Here is a 15,445-nt window from a genome sequence, read left to right on the forward strand (position 1 = left end):
GTCAGCCCACCTCGTCGAGGACGGCCAGGTAACCCGCCGTCTCGTTGGCCGGAGTGAAGTCCCGGCGGACGCGCTGCTCGCCGGCCGCACCGAGCTTGGCCAGCTCCGCTTCGGCCGCCCGGGCCGCCCGGTCGATCGCGGCCCGGCAGGCGTGCGCGTCGCCCGCCGGAAAGGTGAAACCGATCTCGTCGTCGGCCACGTCGGCCAGGCCGCCCGCGTCCGAAGCCAGCAGCGGCACCCCGAGCGCCGCCGCCTCCAGCGCCACGTTCGGCATCCCGTCATAGAACGACGGCAGCGCGGCCAGGTCGCAAGAGGCGTAGACGGACGGCAGCTCGTACCGCTCCATGAATGGCAGGACCGAGTGCGGAACGGCATCGCCGCGTTGGGCCAGCCACTCCGTGACGCTCTCCTCGACCTCGCCGACCAGCAGCAGGTGGAACGCCTCGGCGTGGCCGGAGGCCCAGAGGGCGTCGAGGAGGAAGCCCACGCCCTTCTTGTTCTTGAGCTGCCCGATGAGCCCGATCGTGCGCCGCCCGGAGGCGACGTGCCCGGCGCGCCACCTGCGTGCCCGGTCGCGCTCGGAGGGGAGGATCCGCCAGTCGGTCATGTCGACGCTGTTAGGCACCCACGTCACGGCGGTGTCCGGCGCCAATGCGGCGATCAGGGGCCGGTGCGAGCGGGCGACCACGCAGACCCGCGCCGAGGCGTTCAGCGCGTCCCGCAGCACGTCACGGCGCCGCATCGAGAACGGGCCGATGTCGATGTCGTTGCCGCGCAGGAGCGTGATCAGCGGAGCGCGCAGCAGCGACGCGTACATCGGGGCGCCGAGCATCGCGTAGGTGCCGCCGAACGCGACGACGTGGCTGTACGAGGTCTCATCGGCCGCCAGGACCGTCCAGAGCCGCCGCAGAGCGTGCTCCGGGTCATCCTGTAGCGGGGCCGTGAGCAGGCGGCCGCCGTGCTCACGCTCGATCTTCCACGGCCGGGCGCGCCGCGTGAGGTGCGCGACGTCGATCTCCACACCCGCGGCGCGCAGGCCCCGCACGATGCGGTCGCACGACTGGGCCATCCCGCCCTGGCTCGGCGGGTAGTGCTCGGTGAGCCAGAGGATCCGTGCCATCAGCTGTCCACGAACCCGCCGTCGTCGTCCGTGCCGTGGTCGCCCGACCCTGACGACCAGTCGTCGCCCGGGTTGAAGGTGCCCCGGTCGTACGAGTCGAGGCACGCGTACCAGGTCGCGTCGCTGTAGGTCTGCGAGCTGCGTTGATAGTGATAGCGCCGGTAGGCGCCGACCCAGCGCGGGTCATGCGGGTCCCGCGCGCCGTATCCCGCGGCCGTGGCGCACTCCGGGCACAACCCGTGCGCGTCCACGTGCGTGGCGCAGATCGGGCGGCTGCACTGCGGGCAGGACGCGACAGCCGCCTGGCCACATCGGCCCAGCACGAAGAAGCCGGTGGTCACGGTGCAGGGGGTCACCCGGTCCTCCTCGTCGCGCTGCCCGGCGGCGTCCACCGGAACAGCTCGGTCGTCACATGCAGGATCTGCTCGGGCAGCGCGCGTTCGTCCCCACCGCCCATGAGCTTGGCACCGGCCCGGATCAGCGTGCGCCCTCCGCCTCGTACTGTGCCCTCCGAGGGGGGACGACCCCCCACGCCCCCCGGCGCGGCTCCGCCGCGTACTTTGACCGTCATCCACTGCGGCGGCGGCGTGGCCGGACGCTGCGTGACGGCGCCCTCGGGGAGCTTCCGCGAGACGTTCACCCGCTGCACCGTCTTGGTCTTCGTCTTGGTCTTGTACTTGCCGCTCTGGCTGGTCTTGTGGACTTTGCGGTACCGGATCCGGTCGACGACCGTGAGCTCCAGCACGCTGCCGTCGCGCAGCTCGGCGCGCAGCCGCAGCCACGGGTCCCATGCCCACCATTCCTCGATCTTGCGGACACGGTGGCGGTTTCCGGGGAACGTCTGCATGGGCGAGAGCTTGCCCTGCACGTTCGGCCCACGGAGATCGGCGGTGACGCCCAGCATCCCGTCCGGCCGCATGTCGGCGGCGAACACCCGGATCAGCGGCACCAGAACGGTGCGCACCCGGTCGGGCGGAGCCCACTTGCGCCGCCGGACCGCCGCGTCATGCCCGGCCAGGCTCTGGATCAGCTGCTCCCACTCGCCCGGCCGCATGGTCACCGACAGCCCCCGCTGCCAGATCAGCGCCTGGTGCAGCGGGTGGAACTTCTCGATCGCTGCCTTCTGTCTCCGCCAGAACACCCGCCACCCCCATCGTCGGCGCGATCGTACGGTAAACCGCCGCGAGGCGAGCGCGCGAGTGTGGCCAGGTCAGGCCGTCTGAGATCCGCCGCTTTGCGCGCTCGCCCATGGCCCTGGCCTCGCCGGGATACTCCAGCAGGATCCGGATCGCGCGGGCCAGCGGTGCGGGCCGGTCGGCGGGGACCAGCCGGCCGTGCTCGCCGTCGGTCATCAGCTCCCGGACCGCGGGAAGGTCCGAGGCGACCACCGGGGTGCCCGCCGCCATCGACTCCAGCACCTTGAGCGGCGCGCAGCCCTGGTCGAGGTTGCGGGCGCAGCCGGTGAGCGGCGCCACCGACACCTCCGCGTTCGCCAGCCAGGCCGCGACCTCGTGGTGCGGCAGCGTGAAACGCCAGTCGACCCGGCCGTCCACCCCGAGGCGCTCGGCCAGGCGGCGCAGCGGCTTGGCGCGCCGCTCCGGCACCGACGAGCAGATCACCAACCGCAGGTCCGGCAGATCGGCCAGCCGGGCGAACGCGCGGAGCAGGACGTCGAGCCCCTGCCACGGCTGGAGGGCGCCGACGTACACGAGGTAGCGGGCGGGGGCGGTCGCCGGGCGGGCGGGCCGGCCTGCCGCCTCCGCGCCGTTCGGCACCAGTGTGATCTTGGTGTCCGGCACGCCGAGCCGACCGACCGCGTCGGCGATCACGTTCGACGGCACGACCACCGCGTCGCTGCGCTCCAGGCAGAAGCGTTCCAGCTCGCGGATCTTGGCCAGCGTGCTGGGGGCGGTCAGCGGCCAGGTGTGCCGCATCTCGATCGAGGGCAGCCCGTTGACCTCGAACACCACGCGATGCCGCCGCCCCGGCGCGGTGACGGCGGGCAGCGCGCCCCACGGGTCGCGGACGTGGCAGACCTCCAGCGACGCCAGGTGCGGCTCCAGATGGCCGGCGACCCAGCCGGAGAACGCCTCCGCGCGGTCGATCAGGTTCGGGACCTCGGCCTCGAACCGCGCGATCTCCCGGCCGCCCTCCCGCTGGTAGCGCGGCAGCCCGCCCCCGCCGAGCGCCGCCAGCAGCCCGCCGCCGAAGTGCGCGAACAGCTCGTCGGCCATCTGCGCGATATGCACCGCCGAGCCCTTGCTGGAGGGGAAGCGGTCGAACGCCACGTACGCGGCCCGGTGGCGGATCATCGGGCGCCCGCCCGGAGCGACCGGTGCCAGGCGATCTGGTCGAGCAGGCCTTCGGCGAGACCGGTCCGGGCCGACCAGCCCAGCAGCCGCGCCGCCCGGCCGGTGTCGGCCCAGGTGCGTTCGGCGTCGCCGGCCACCGGCTCCTCGGTCTTGATCTCGGCGGCCACACCGAGGGCGCCGGTGATCAGCCCGATCGCCGTCCGTACCGAGGCCGGCTCGGGGTGCCCGATGTTGATCGTGATCCCGGGCCGCAGCTCGGCCCCGGCGGCCGTCACCGTGGCCGCCACCACGTCGCGGACATGGGTGAACGAGCGCGACCGCCGCCCGTCGCCGAAGACCGGAAGCGGACGCCCGTCCAGCGCCGCCTCGACGAACCGGTGGAACGCCATGTCGGGACGTTGCCGCGGCCCGTACACGGAGAAATAGCGCAGCAGGACCGCGGGCAGGCCGTCCCGGGCGGCGCGGACGGTCAGCCGCTCGACCTCGGCCTTGCTGCGCGCGTACGGGCTGGCCGGGGCGAGCGGGGCGTCCTCGCGGTGGGGATGGTGGTGCGCGGACCCGTAGACCGACGAGCTCGACGCCACGACCACGCGGGGCCGCCGCTCCGCGCACGCCTCCAGCAGCCGCCGGGTGGCGATCACATTGTCACGCCGGACGGCCGCCCGGCCCGCGCCCCAGGACGTGCGGACGCCGGGACGTCCGGCGAGGTGCACGACGGAGTCGGCCTCGCCGAGCTTGGTGAGATCGTCCTCCGCGAGATCGGCCTCGATCGGCGTCACCCCCGGCGTCTCCGCGAGGGCGGCCCAGGTCCGCGCCGCGATCTCCGGCGTGAGCGAACGGTCCGGCGCGTCCACGGCCAGCACCTCGTGCCCGGCCCCGGCCAGCGCCTCGGCCATATGGCTCCCGATGAACCCGGCCGCTCCCGTCACCACCACACGCATCCCTGCACATTAGGACAAGCAAGCGTGCACATTAGGACAAGAGGGTCTCCACATGCGCCACGACCTCGGAAGGCGGCACCTTGACGGTCTCCCCGGTGGCGCGGGTGGTCACCTCGACCATGCCCTCGGCCAGCCCGCGCCTGCCAACCGTGATCCGGAACGGGATGCCGGTGAGCTCCACGTCGCGGAACTTCACCCCGGCCCGTTCCGCCCGGTCGTCGATGATCACTTCGATCCCGGCGGCGCCGAGCCCGGCGTAGATCTCCTCGGCAGCGGCGGCCGTCTCCGCGTCGTCGGACTGGGCGATCACCACGGCCACCTGGAACGGTGCGACCGCGACCGGCCAGACGATCCCCTTGTCGTCGTGGTGGGCCTCGACGATGGCGGCCATCGCCCGTTCCACCCCGATGCCGTAGCTCCCCATGACCAGCGGCACCCGCTTGCCGTCCGGGTCCAGCACCTCGGCGCCCAGCGCGCGGGCATAACGGTCGCCCAGCTTGAAGATGTGGCCGACCTCGATCGCGCGCTCGATCCGCAGCGGCTCGCCGCAGCGCGGGCAGGGCTCCCCGGCGGCCACCTCGCGCAGATCCGCCCAGGTGCCGACCGGGATGTCCCGGTCGACGTCCACCCCGCGCAGGTGCACGTCGTCGGTGTTGGCGCCGGTGAACATGCCGCGGCGGCCACGCAGGGCCTCATCCGCGATCACCGGATGGCCGGTGACCCCGACCGCGCCGAGGCTGCCCGGCAGGGCGCCGAGCGCGTCCTGGATCTCCTCGGGCGCGGCGGCCCGGATCGAGGTCGCGCCGGTCGCATCGACGAGCTTCTGCTCGTTCAGCGGATGGTCGCCGCGGAGGAGCACCAGCGTGAGGCGGCCCTCCAGCAGGTAGACCAGCGTCTTGATCTGCCGGTCGCCGGACGCGTCGTAGCCGGTGGCCAGGTCCTCGATCGTGCGGACACCGGGCGTGTCGAACGGCTCGGGAGCGGGCTCGCCGGGCCCGTCGTCCGGCTTTGGCAGGCGGGACGTCGCCTTCTGGATGTTGGCCGCGTAGCCGCACGCGGGGGAGTGCACCACCAGGTCCTCGCCGATCTCGGCGGGGCACATGAACTCCGTCGAGCCGGACCCGCCCATGGTCCCGCTGGACGCGTCGACCGGGATCGCGGGGATGCCGAGCCGCTCGAAGATCCGCACATAGGCGCCGTGGTAGGCCTCGAACGAGGCGTCCAGCCCTGCCTGGTCGATGTCGAAGCTGTAGGCGTCCTTCATGGTGAACTCGCGGACCCGCAGCAGGCCGCTCTTGGGGCGCGGCTCGTCCCGGAACTTCGTCTGGAACTGGTACCACTGCTGGGGGAGCTGCTTGTAGGAGCTCAGCTCCTGGGCGATCGTCGCGAAGATCTCCTCGTGCGTCATGCCGAGGGCGAGATCCGCGCCGCGCCGGTCCTTCAGCCGGAACATCTCCTGGCCCATGAGCTCCCAGCGGCCCGACCGCTGCCAGATCTCGGCCGGATGCATGGTGGGCAGCAACATCTCCTGCGCCCCGATCCGGGCCATCTCCTCCCGGACGATCTGGATGATTTTGGATCGCACCCGGACCGCCAGCGGAAGCAGCGAATAGTGACCCGCCGTGAGCTGCCGCACATAGCCCGCGCGCAGCAGCAGGCGGTGGCTGGGGGCGTCGGCCTCGGCCGGATCGTCCCTCAAGGTCGGGGTGAAGGTTTGGGACCAGCGCATTTGCGGACCATAACAGCGAGGCACCGAAGGGCCATTGAGTCCTGGCTATGTCGCTTGACTTAGTACCCTCATTGCCGTGAGTCGAGAAGGTGTGACGCCGCAGAGCGAGGATTTCTCCGCCTGGTACAACGAGCTGGTCGTGCAGGCCCAGCTGGTCGACCGTGGACCGGTGCGGGGCACGATGGTCATCCGGCCGTACGGGTACCGGATCTGGGAGCTGCTCCAGGCCGACCTGGACCGGCGGATCAAGGACTCGGGGCACGACAACGCGTGCTTCCCGATGTTCATCCCGGAGTCCTACCTCAAGCGGGAGGCCGAGCACGTCGAGGGCTTCTCGCCGGAGCTGGCCGTGGTGACGATCGCCGGCGGCAAGGAGCTGGAGGAGCCGCTGGTCGTGCGGCCGACCTCCGAGACGGTCATCGGCGAGTACATGGCCAAATGGATCGACTCCCACCGTGATCTTCCGCTGCTGCTCAACCAGTGGGCCAACGTGGTCCGCTGGGAGATGCGGCCGCGGCTGTTCCTGCGTACCACCGAGTTCCTCTGGCAGGAGGGGCACACCGCGCACCTCGACGAGGACGACGCGATGCGCGAGACCATGTGGGCGCTGGACGCCTACGCCCAGGTCGCGCGCGAGCTGGCCGCGATCCCGGTGGTGGCGGGCGAGAAGACCCCGGGCGAGCGGTTCGCCGGGGCCGTCCGCACGTTCACGGTCGAGGGCATGATGCGGGACGGGCGGGCGCTGCAGTCCGGCACCTCGCACTACTTGGGCACCAACTTCGCCAAGGCGTTCGAGATCCAGTACCAGGACGAGGACGGCAAGCTCCAGCTCGCCCACACCACGTCCTGGGGCATGAGCACCCGCATGATCGGCGGCGTGATCATGACGCACGGCGACGACAAGGGCCTGGTGCTGCCGCCCCGGCTGGCTCCGTACCAGGTCGTGATCGTCCCGATCGGCCGCAAGGAGCAGGGCGAGCAGGCCGCCGCCGAGGCGCGCAAGCTGAGTGCCGCGATCAAGGCGATGGGCATCCGCGTGCACGTGGACGACAACCGGCCGCAGCTGTCGCCAGGGTTCAAGTTCAACGAGTGGGAGATGCGCGGCGTCCCGGTCCGCATCGAGCTCGGCAAGCGCGACATCGAGAACGGCGTGGCCACGCTCGCCCGGCGCCTCCCGACCGTGGAGGGCCAGGGCAAGGAGCAGATCCCGCTGGAGAAGGTGCCCGAGCTGCTGCCGGGCATCCTGGCCGACTTCCAGTCGTTCCTGCTGGCGCGCGCGGAGGCCTTCCGCGACGAGCACACAGCCGCGGTCGACACGTGGGAGGCCTTCACCGGGCAGGTGGCCACAGGCTGGGCGGACGTCTTCCACTGCGGCCGTCCGGAGTGCGAGGACGAGATCAAGGCCGACACCGCCGCGACGCCGCGGGTCATCCCGGCTGACGCGCCGGAGGAGACCGGCGAGTGCGTGAAGTGCGGCCGTCCGTCCGCGTACGGGAAGCGTGTGATCTTCGGCAGGGCCTACTAAAGCAACCGGTCGTCCGGGTTCTCCTGACCTCCCGGTCAAGATCTTCGGCGGGTCCCTCCTCATCCGGTGAGGAGGGACCCGCCTTTTTCATTGCGCGCGGGTTAGCACGTCGCTTGACAGCGTGCATCGGTTTACCGGCAGATGTGTCCGCATGTGGCCAATGTGGTCCCTGTTCGCCATGGAACTCTTGCCGGGTTTTGGGGCTATATGCGCAACATGTGGTGCTTCGTGATCGACTCCACCGCGGCGACGCGCGTGGAGAAGTCCCCCCGCTCCCCCAGGAGGCACCCGCGAATGAGTAAGGCGTCGAAGTCGAGGCGATCCCTCGCAACGCCCGTCATCGCCACTGCGGCACTGGCCATCGGTGTCGCGCTCCCCGCCCAGGCCCTCGCACAGGCTCAGTTGTCTGAGGAGGGCGTCGTCCGCTACGCCGGTGCTCCCAACGCCGTGCCGGGCGACTACATCGTGGTACTGAAGGACACCGCCGACACCCGAGACAAGGGCGTTCCGGCCGTCGCCCGCTCGCTTGCGAGCAAGCACGACGGCACCGTCCGCAAGGTCTTCCGCACCGCCGTCCGCGGCTTCTCGGTGCGGCTCGACGGGAAGCAGGCGCGTCGCATGGCCGCCCGCTCGGATGTCGCGTTCGTCGAGCAGAACCGCATCTTCAAGATCAACTCGGCCGTTCCGGCCGCCCCGCAGGCCAACCCGCCCTCGTGGGGCCTGGACCGGGTCGACCAGCGCAAGCTCCCGCTCGACAAGTCCTACAACCCCGGCGCCACGGGCAAGGGCGTCAACGCCTACGTCATCGACACCGGCGTCCGGCTCACCCATTCGACCTTCGGGGGGCGGGCCACCAGCGGTTACGACTTCGTCGACAACGACGACGACGCCACCGACTGCCAGGGCCACGGCACGCACGTGGCCGGGACGATCGCCGGGAAGGAGTACGGCCTGGCCAAGGAGGCGAACGTCGTCGCCGTCCGGGTGCTCGGCTGCCAGGGCAGCGGCTCCACCGAGGGCGTCATCGCCGGCGTGGACTGGGTCACCAAGAACGCCAAGAAGCCGGCCGTGGCGAACATGAGCCTCGGCGGCGGGGTCTCGGAGGCCCTGGACGACGCGGTCAAGAAGTCGGTCGCGTCCGGCGTGACCTACGCGCTCGCCGCGGGCAACGACAACCAGGACGCGTGCGGCTCCTCGCCGGCCCGCGTGCCCGAGGCGATCACCGTTGGGGCCACCGACGAGCAGGACGCCCGCTCGTCGTTCTCCAACTTCGGCCAGTGCGTGGACATCTTCGCGCCGGGCTCGGACATCACCTCGGCCTGGGTCACCGACGACAACGCCTCGCGCAGTGCGAACGGCACGTCGATGGCCAGCCCGCACGTCGCGGGCGCGGCGGCGCTCTACCTGTCCGGCAACACCGCGGCGACCCCGGAGCAGGTGGCCGAGGCGCTGGGCACGAACGCGACCCCCGGTGCGGTGACGAACCCGGGCACGGGCTCGCCCGACAAGCTCCTCTACGTCGGCAGCTGATCGAGACCATCCGGTGAGGGGTGTCCCGTCGTGCGCGGCGGCGGGGCACCCCGCTCGGGTCCCCGGCTTTCGGCCCCTGGCTTCCGGGCCCACAGGGTCAGGACCGGTTCTTGTGCTCCACCGTGCGCCGGGTCAGCAGGGGCTGGACGAACCAGGCCCAGGTGCACAGCACCACGACCACGATCGCCGTGGCGAGGGCCGGCTCGGCTCCGCCCAGGGTCTTGACGATCAGAGTGGTGGAGGAGGCGATGGAGAACGCGAGCGCCACCGCGCCGAGGATCCCGAACCGGTTGGCCCGCCTGATCAGCAACGGCTTCTGGTTCTGCTGGAACAGGATGCGGTGCTGGATGGTCGGGGCGATGAAGCAGATGGACGCCAGTGCCGCCCCGAAGAGAGCCACGTAGAACAGCGCCCTGCCGCTGTCGTCCACCCGGCCGAACCCGGGGGCGAACGGCACGGTCAGCAGGAAGGCGAAGAGCACCTGCACCCCCGTGACCGCGACCCGGAAGCCCTGGAGCAACTCCATGAGTTGCCGGTCGAGGCGTTCGTGCTCGGTCTCGTTACGGGGGTTCTGCGATCCAGGCGGCTTGGCGGCGGGCGGTGATGCGGTTCCCATGGGGGGCAAATACCCCCGAAATGGCAGATTTCACTTACGCCTCAGTTGAGGGGCGTGGGCTGCCTGCGCACGGCCAGCATCGACACGTCGTCCCGGAGATCGCCGTCGCAATAGTCGATCAACCGTTGTTCCACCGCGTTCAGCATCTCCTGCAGGGGGGCGGCGGCGTGTCCCGCCAACACCTCCAGCAGCCGCTCCTGCCCGAACTGCCGCCGGGACATGTCGCACGCGTCCAGTACGCCGTCGGAGTGGAGGAACAGGGTGTCGCCCGCGGCGAGCTCGATCACCTGCGTGCCCACCTCGAAGTCCTCGAAGAGGCCGAGCGGCACGCCGCCGCTGGAGGCGTACCGGACCATTCCGTCGGGCCGGATCACGATCGCCGGCGGATGACCCGCCGAGGCGAGGGTCGCCTTCATGCCCTCCCCGCCGACCGTCAGCCCGGCCATCACCGCGGTCACGAAGCGCTCCTCGTCCAGCAGCGCCTGGTTGACCATGGACAGCACCTCGGCTGGATCGGACTTCCAGCCGGACAGCGCCCGCACGCCGTGCCGGGCCGCGGCCGTCACCGCGGCCGCCTCCTGTCCCTTGCCGCAGACATCGCCGAGGACCATGCCCCAACCGCCGCCGGCCGCCGGGAAGACGTCATAGAAGTCGCCGCCGACCTCGATGCCGTGCGTGGCGGCGCGGTAGAGCCCTGCCACCTCGACGCCGGGGATCTGGGGGAGCCGCTGCGGCAGCAGGCTCGCCTGCAGGGACACGGCGATCTCGTCCCGGCGCTGGTAGAGCCGGGAGGCTCGGATGACCAGGGCCAGCAAGCGCCCGAGCCGCTGTGCCACACCCAGGTCGAGCAGGTCGAGGGGGCCGTGCTCGCCCCTGCTGGCGAGCGTGATCGTCCCGATGCAGCGGTCGCCGTCCTCGACCGGCACACACAGGACGGAGGTCGCGCCCATCTTGACGCAGGCCGGCTGGCCGTCGGCGCAGACGCCGAGGAGGTCGAGGTCCTCCACATGCGGCCGCAGCGCACTCTGCCGGGTGGTGAACACCGTGTGGGGCAGGGTGCCGGGCTCGGGGGCGAGCTGCTCCAGGCTGTGCACGGTCTCCTCGCCGTGCTCGTCGGGCTGGCCCATGACCACCACGCGCCGCAGATCACCGTTCGCCTCATGGCCGGCCGCGCCGGGCGCGCCCGTCCCGCCTGCCGAGGCCGGACCGGCGCGGGGCGGGGTGAGGTCGATGAAGACCCATTCGGTCATCTCGGCGGTCAGCAGCCGTGCGCAGCGGCGGACCGCCACGTTCTCGTTGAACACGGGCTCGTCGAGCAGCAGCTCGGAAGCCGTGGCGAGCACGTCCATCCGGTGCACCAGCGCGGCCATGACCTCGTCGTCGCGGTCGTCGCTGAGGGGTGCGGCCTCGCGAGCCGCGCCGCCGGCGGTCCCAGCGGCGGGTGTCGCGGTCCGCGTGGGCCGTTCGTCGTCCGCCGGGCCGTCGGGCACAGCGGTGGCACCCGCCGCGACGACGATCATCGGATCGGGCTCCCCGCGGATCCACACCCGGGCCATGGTGACCATCGCGTCGACCGGATGCTCCCGGCCCAGGAACCGGACCTCGGTGCGGCGTCGCCGGCCGGTCCGGACGACCGCGGCCAGCTGTGACCGTAGCGCCGCGCGGGCGGGAAGGTCACAGAAAGCGATGAACTGCTTACCGGAGACATAGCCGGGGGACGTGCCCAGCATCGCCGCGGCCTGCTTGTTGACCCGGCGCACGCCCGCGTCGCGGTCCAGCAGGAAGAGCGGCACGGGGGCGTCCTGGAAGACGGTGCGCAGCACCCGGCGCTCGGTCTCGGCGGTCGCCGAACGACCGGCCGCGTTGGCCTGGTCGACGCCCATCGTGCGCAGCGCCGTCAGCGCGAGCTCCAGCTCGACCAGGGCCGCGTCGAGCGTGGCCCGCAGATCGGGCACGGGCATGTTGGCAGCCTGCCGCAGCTCTTCGATCCGGCCCTCGAGATCGCTGATCTCGCGCAGGATCGTCTCTGGTTCGAGCTGTTCGGCCATGTACGGTGCTCCAAGTGCTCGTCGGCGAGGCAGGCGGGGTCAGGGCCCGTACTCGATCAAACTTCCCCGCTGCTCTTGGTCGCCGTCCGCAGCAGCCTATTCCTGTTGCGCACGCCTGGCCTAGTGCGGGCACAACGCCTGTGCGTTGGCTCACGATGGCGCGGTAGTACGCAGCCTATTCGGTGCCGTGCCCATGCCGTGCCGTGTGCCCCGCCGTATGCCCTGCCTACGCCCGTGCCTACTCCGTGCCGGGAGGCGGGGTCAGCCCCTGGTCCCCGACGATGCGCTGAGCCAGGGCGGTCAGCTTGACGCGCCGCGACTGCGAGATCCGGCGCAGCGCCGAGAACGCCTCATCGGCGTCGCAGCCGAGGGCGTGCATGAGGATGCCCTTCGCCTGGTCCACGACGGCCCGGGTCTCGACCGCCTCCTGCAACTGGATCGCGGTGCGGTGGACCTGGTCGTACTGCAGCGTGTTGGAGACGGCTGCGCTGCCCTGCGCGGCCAGCAGGGCCGCGAGGGACTGCTGATCCGGATTGAGGCAGCGGGGCGTCACCCCGTACAGCGACAAGGTCACGAGCACGGGCGCGTTGTAGTGCGGAGTCGTGCTGAAACAGCGCACCCCTCGGCGCAACATGTCCGAGGTGGAGGCCGGCCAGCGGGTCTCGGCCAGGACGTCGTCCGAGATCATCGCGCGGCGGGTGCGGACGACGTCGAAGATGGGGCCGTTGCCGCGCTGGAGCTGCAGGTCGGTCACCTCGGCGAGATCGGGATGGCTGGCGGCCGAGGCCAGTGGCTCCGGGCGCTCCGACTCGTCGGAGGGCAGCGCCCAGCGGACGCTCGCGGCGCCGGCGCAGCCCGGTACCGCGCGGGACGCCAACTCGGTGACCCGGTGCAGGGTCCCCAGGTCGGACGACTCGCCCACGATGCCCAGGCGGGCGATCTCCACGGCGAGCTGGTCGGTGAGGACGGTCTCGGCTGACGGCACATCAGCGACGTTATCCCGGGAGCGGGCCGTTTCGTACTCCCAGGCCGGCCTCAAGCCGCTGCAACGACCGATCAATCGCCCCGACATGTCCGCCTCACAGTCGTTCTCAAAGATTCGGCAGCGTTCCTCCAGGCTCCGTCTCACCAGCGCGATCCCACAGGTGCGGTCTCACAAGTGCGGCGGTGCCTTGCTGATCGCGGCGAGGACCCCGGGCGCCTCGCCGTTGGCCAGCGCCAGATCACCGATCGACACGATGCCTACCGGGCGCTGCTCCGCGTCGACCACCGGAAGCCGCCGGACGGCCTGCTCTCGCATCAGCCGTGCCGCGGTCTCGGTGTCGTCGTTGGGCCTGACCGTGGTGATCTCGGCCGTGCACACGTCGCTGAGCGGAGTGAGGGAGGGATCGCGGCACTCCGCGATCCCGCGGACGACGATGTCGCGGTCGGTGACCATTCCGCACAACCGGCCGGCGAGCGTGACGAGAACGTCGCCGATTCCCTTGTCCCGCATGATGCGGGCGGCCTCGTAGAGGGTCGCCTCCAGCGGGAGGGTATGAGGGGTGGCGGTCATGAGGTCACTGACCCTCCGAGACATGACGCCCGCACTCCTTCCGCCCGACCCAGGTGCGTGTGGCTTGCTGTCCCCGCGCCGTACCCGCAATGCAACGCCCTATGCGGGAACCGTGGATCCGAAGGTAAAGATGTTCGGAGGCGCTCCCGGAGGCCGGTGAGAGTCCCGTCTGGATCGTTCAGAACAAGAAGACCTTGCCTGTGTGGGCGCGCATGACGCAGTCGTTGGGGTACTCCCGCTCAAAACGCACCGGCCGGCCCCTCCAGCGTCCCTCGGCCTTCGCGACGATCGGCGCGTAGATCAGCGTGCACATGGTGCCGGCAGGGTCCCGCTCGATCTTGCCGTTGCGCGCCGCCAGTTCTCGGCAGGCCGCTTTGGCCCCGGGGTGCGTTCCACCGCCGGAGTCGCACTTCAGGAGGGCCGTGCGGGCGCTGGACGCGTTCGGCCCGGGGGAGGTGAGGGTGAGCCGCAGTTCGGTGCGCGGCCAGGTCGGGGGCAGCGTGGTCGCGTGGGCGGATGCGGTGGGCAGGAGGGTGAGGACGGCGCCTGTCAGGGCGGTGGAGATGAGATGCGGCAAGGGAAACCTCCCGAGGTCGACACAGGATCATCGCTAAATGTATCTGTACGACTACGGAAAGTGTTGAGATTTGGTTCGCGTGAGCCAGGCGGCAGGGAGGTCCGGCGGGAGGCCTCGGAAAGGGGTGATCCCGCGGTCACGGGGGAACCGCGGGATCACGTCTAAAGGGAGGGAGTGGCGAGGGGAGAAATGCTCAGGGGGAACGAGTGGGCGTCAGGCGGCGAGGGTGTGGTCGGTGAGCGCCTCACGCAGCTGCTTGCGGCCGCGGTGGAGGCGGGACATCACCGTGCCGATGGGGGTGCCCATCATCTCGGCGATCTCCTTGTAGGGGTAACCCTCGACATCGGCGAGATAGACCGCGTCCCGGAAGTCCTTAGGGAGGCCGCGGAGCGCGTCGATGACCTCCGAGTCGGGCATCCGGTCGAGCGCCTCGGACTCGGCGGACCGGAAGCCGGACGAGTGAGCCTCGGCCTGGGCGATCTGCCACTCCTCCAGCTCCTCCGAACCGGCGCGCATCGGCTCGCGCTGGCGCTTGCGGTAGGAGTTGATGAAGTTGTTGGTGAGAATGCGGTGCAGCCAGGCCTTGAGGTTCGTGCCTTCCTTGAACTGGTGGAAGTTGACGTAGGCCTTGGCGAGGGTCTCCTGGACCAGGTCCTCGGCGTCGGCGCTGTTGCGCGTCATGCGGACGGCGCTGGCGTACAGCGGGTCGACGTAGGGGAGGACGTCGCGCTCGTAGCGCTCGGGGTCCGTGCAGACAGGGGCAGTGGATCGGGTGTTGCGGACGGGCGTGTTGCGGACGGACATGGTGGCTGCGGTCATCATCGCTCCCGTAGGTCATGACCCGATAGGGCCGGTTGACTCCGCGCACGGTGGCGCGGCCGGGCGGATCAGGCCGCCCCCCTTGTGAGGTACGTTCCACCGCTCCCGACGAGTTCGACGCCGGCTCATGACGCGACAATGCGGAGCCGATAGCGGGCCAGGGGTCTGGGCCGCGCTTGGAGGGTGGGGGGAGGGAGAGTGCGGACCGCCGGAACCAGGGCGACCCCGTAACCGGGACGTCGCGGGCATGACGCGGTCGGGCGCTTCCACTCCTCGTGGGTGTTCCCGGTAAGTAAGACGCTTGGGACGGTCCAAAAGGTTGCGTGGCGTCGGTCACATTCCGCCCGCCGAAGGTCATGACCGCACTTACCGGCTGGTACAGCGCCTGGTCCGCCTGGGTTCATTCCGGATCTGGTCCCGTCTCGACGGCCGAAGGCCCCGACCGGTGGAGGCGGTCGGGGCCTTCGGGGCTTATGCGGGTCGACGCTGAGGATCACGTACGGGGGCTGCGTGATCATCTGCCCGGGAGAATCAGGTGTCAATGTGGCGGTCGTGCTTGTTGCCGCATCTGGTCAATGCCGGGGCCTGGGGGAAGCCGGGCGCCGCTCATCGCCGCTCGTCACCGTCTCCGTTCTGGACGTGCCGGCAGGCGGTCACTTCGTCAGAGTGCCAG

The 15,445-nt window shown here is 70.9% G+C and carries 14 protein-coding genes; 2 read left to right on the forward strand and 12 right to left on the reverse strand.

Translation table 11 applies throughout. The features are described from left to right. Position 1 precedes the first annotated feature (1 nt). Genes F8566_RS39295 through F8566_RS39320 form a run of 6 tightly spaced genes read right to left on the reverse strand, consistent with a single transcriptional unit; the run spans position 2 to position 6,102 of the window. The gene (locus F8566_RS39295; protein WP_151567521.1) at positions 2 to 1,120 is read right to left on the reverse strand and encodes a glycosyltransferase family 4 protein; all 1,119 of its coding nucleotides are present in this window, start codon (positions 1,118 to 1,120) and stop codon (positions 2 to 4) included. Next, positions 1,120 to 1,476: a hypothetical protein gene (locus tag F8566_RS39300; protein WP_151567523.1), complete on the reverse strand. Its 357-nt coding sequence runs from the start codon at positions 1,474 to 1,476 to the stop codon at positions 1,120 to 1,122. Before F8566_RS39300 ends, F8566_RS39295 begins: the two co-directional genes overlap by 1 nt. After that, positions 1,473 to 2,174 carry a hypothetical protein gene (locus tag F8566_RS39305; protein WP_225993936.1) on the reverse strand — a complete coding sequence of 234 codons (702 nt, stop codon included), beginning with the start codon at positions 2,172 to 2,174 and terminating at the stop codon, positions 1,473 to 1,475. Before F8566_RS39305 ends, F8566_RS39300 begins: the two co-directional genes overlap by 4 nt. Beyond that, positions 2,125 to 3,432: a glycosyltransferase gene (locus F8566_RS39310; protein ID WP_225993920.1), complete on the reverse strand. Its 1,308-nt coding sequence runs from the start codon at positions 3,430 to 3,432 to the stop codon at positions 2,125 to 2,127. The genes F8566_RS39305 and F8566_RS39310 overlap by 50 nt, the downstream gene beginning before the upstream one ends. After that, positions 3,429 to 4,373, reverse strand: coding sequence for an NAD-dependent epimerase/dehydratase family protein (locus F8566_RS39315; RefSeq protein WP_151567527.1), 945 nt, complete (start codon positions 4,371 to 4,373; stop codon positions 3,429 to 3,431). Before F8566_RS39315 ends, F8566_RS39310 begins: the two co-directional genes overlap by 4 nt. A 31-nt stretch (positions 4,374 to 4,404) precedes the next feature. Beyond that, complete coding sequence (locus tag F8566_RS39320; RefSeq protein WP_151567529.1) at positions 4,405 to 6,102, reverse strand: proline--tRNA ligase; 1,698 nt, start codon at positions 6,100 to 6,102, stop codon at positions 4,405 to 4,407. 76 nt (positions 6,103 to 6,178) lie between these two features. On the opposite strand from F8566_RS39320, the gene proS reads away from it, so the two are divergent. Together proS and F8566_RS39330 are read left to right on the forward strand one after the other, a co-directional pair. Then, positions 6,179 to 7,627 (forward strand): proline--tRNA ligase, encoded by a 1,449-nt coding sequence (gene proS, locus F8566_RS39325; protein ID WP_225993921.1) that lies wholly within the window; start codon positions 6,179 to 6,181, stop codon positions 7,625 to 7,627. Between the two features lie 294 nt (positions 7,628 to 7,921). Continuing rightward, a complete protein-coding gene (locus tag F8566_RS39330) occupies positions 7,922 to 9,157 on the forward strand; it encodes a S8 family peptidase (RefSeq protein WP_151567531.1) in 1,236 nt (411 codons plus the stop codon). Positions 9,158 to 9,254: 97 nt separating this feature from the next. Here the strand turns inward: F8566_RS39330 and F8566_RS39335 are convergent, their stop codons facing one another. The 6 genes from F8566_RS39335 to F8566_RS39360 all read right to left on the reverse strand — a co-directional run bounded on the left by F8566_RS39335 (position 9,255) and on the right by F8566_RS39360 (position 14,757). Then, entirely contained in the window at positions 9,255 to 9,773 is a 519-nt protein-coding gene (locus tag F8566_RS39335; protein ID WP_192810088.1) for a DUF6328 family protein, read from the reverse strand. A gap of 41 nt (positions 9,774 to 9,814) precedes the next feature. Continuing rightward, entirely contained in the window at positions 9,815 to 11,821 is a 2,007-nt protein-coding gene (locus F8566_RS39340; RefSeq protein WP_151567533.1) for a SpoIIE family protein phosphatase, read from the reverse strand. A gap of 238 nt (positions 11,822 to 12,059) precedes the next feature. After that, positions 12,060 to 12,806, reverse strand: coding sequence for a GAF and ANTAR domain-containing protein (locus F8566_RS39345; RefSeq protein ID WP_225993922.1), 747 nt, complete (start codon positions 12,804 to 12,806; stop codon positions 12,060 to 12,062). A 168-nt stretch (positions 12,807 to 12,974) separates the two neighbouring features. Continuing rightward, positions 12,975 to 13,400 (reverse strand): CBS domain-containing protein, encoded by a 426-nt coding sequence (locus F8566_RS39350; RefSeq protein ID WP_151567537.1) that lies wholly within the window; start codon positions 13,398 to 13,400, stop codon positions 12,975 to 12,977. Positions 13,401 to 13,554: 154 nt separating this feature from the next. Next, on the reverse strand, positions 13,555 to 13,953 hold the full coding sequence (locus tag F8566_RS39355; RefSeq protein WP_151567539.1) for an SSI family serine proteinase inhibitor: 399 nt from the start codon (positions 13,951 to 13,953) through the stop codon (positions 13,555 to 13,557). Positions 13,954 to 14,166: 213 nt separating this feature from the next. After that, positions 14,167 to 14,757 carry a sigma-70 family RNA polymerase sigma factor gene (locus F8566_RS39360; protein ID WP_151567725.1) on the reverse strand — a complete coding sequence of 197 codons (591 nt, stop codon included), beginning with the start codon at positions 14,755 to 14,757 and terminating at the stop codon, positions 14,167 to 14,169. Between the last annotated feature and the right edge of the window lie 688 nt (positions 14,758 to 15,445).

This window comes from Actinomadura rudentiformis (assembly GCF_008923185.1).
Classification (GTDB): domain Bacteria; phylum Actinomycetota; class Actinomycetes; order Streptosporangiales; family Streptosporangiaceae; genus Spirillospora; species Spirillospora rudentiformis.

What these genes read in the sequence shown, in the direction of transcription:
- F8566_RS39330 (WP_151567531.1), top strand. Translation starts at nt 7,922, where the DNA reads ATGAGTAAGGCGTCGAAGTCGAGGCGATCCCTCGCAACGCCCGTCATC.
- F8566_RS39315 (WP_151567527.1), bottom strand. Translation starts at nt 4,373, where the DNA reads ATGCGTGTGGTGGTGACGGGAGCGGCCGGGTTCATCGGGAGCCATATG.
- F8566_RS39320 (WP_151567529.1), bottom strand. Translation starts at nt 6,102, where the DNA reads ATGCGCTGGTCCCAAACCTTCACCCCGACCTTGAGGGACGATCCGGCC.
- F8566_RS39305 (WP_225993936.1), bottom strand. Translation starts at nt 2,174, where the DNA reads ATGCGGCCGGGCGAGTGGGAGCAGCTGATCCAGAGCCTGGCCGGGCAT.
- F8566_RS39335 (WP_192810088.1), bottom strand. Translation starts at nt 9,773, where the DNA reads ATGGGAACCGCATCACCGCCCGCCGCCAAGCCGCCTGGATCGCAGAAC.
- F8566_RS39340 (WP_151567533.1), bottom strand. Translation starts at nt 11,821, where the DNA reads ATGGCCGAACAGCTCGAACCAGAGACGATCCTGCGCGAGATCAGCGAT.
- F8566_RS39350 (WP_151567537.1), bottom strand. Translation starts at nt 13,400, where the DNA reads ATGTCTCGGAGGGTCAGTGACCTCATGACCGCCACCCCTCATACCCTC.
- F8566_RS39295 (WP_151567521.1), bottom strand. Translation starts at nt 1,120, where the DNA reads ATGGCACGGATCCTCTGGCTCACCGAGCACTACCCGCCGAGCCAGGGC.
- F8566_RS39310 (WP_225993920.1), bottom strand. Translation starts at nt 3,432, where the DNA reads ATGATCCGCCACCGGGCCGCGTACGTGGCGTTCGACCGCTTCCCCTCC.
- F8566_RS39360 (WP_151567725.1), bottom strand. Translation starts at nt 14,757, where the DNA reads ATGTCCGTCCGCAACACGCCCGTCCGCAACACCCGATCCACTGCCCCT.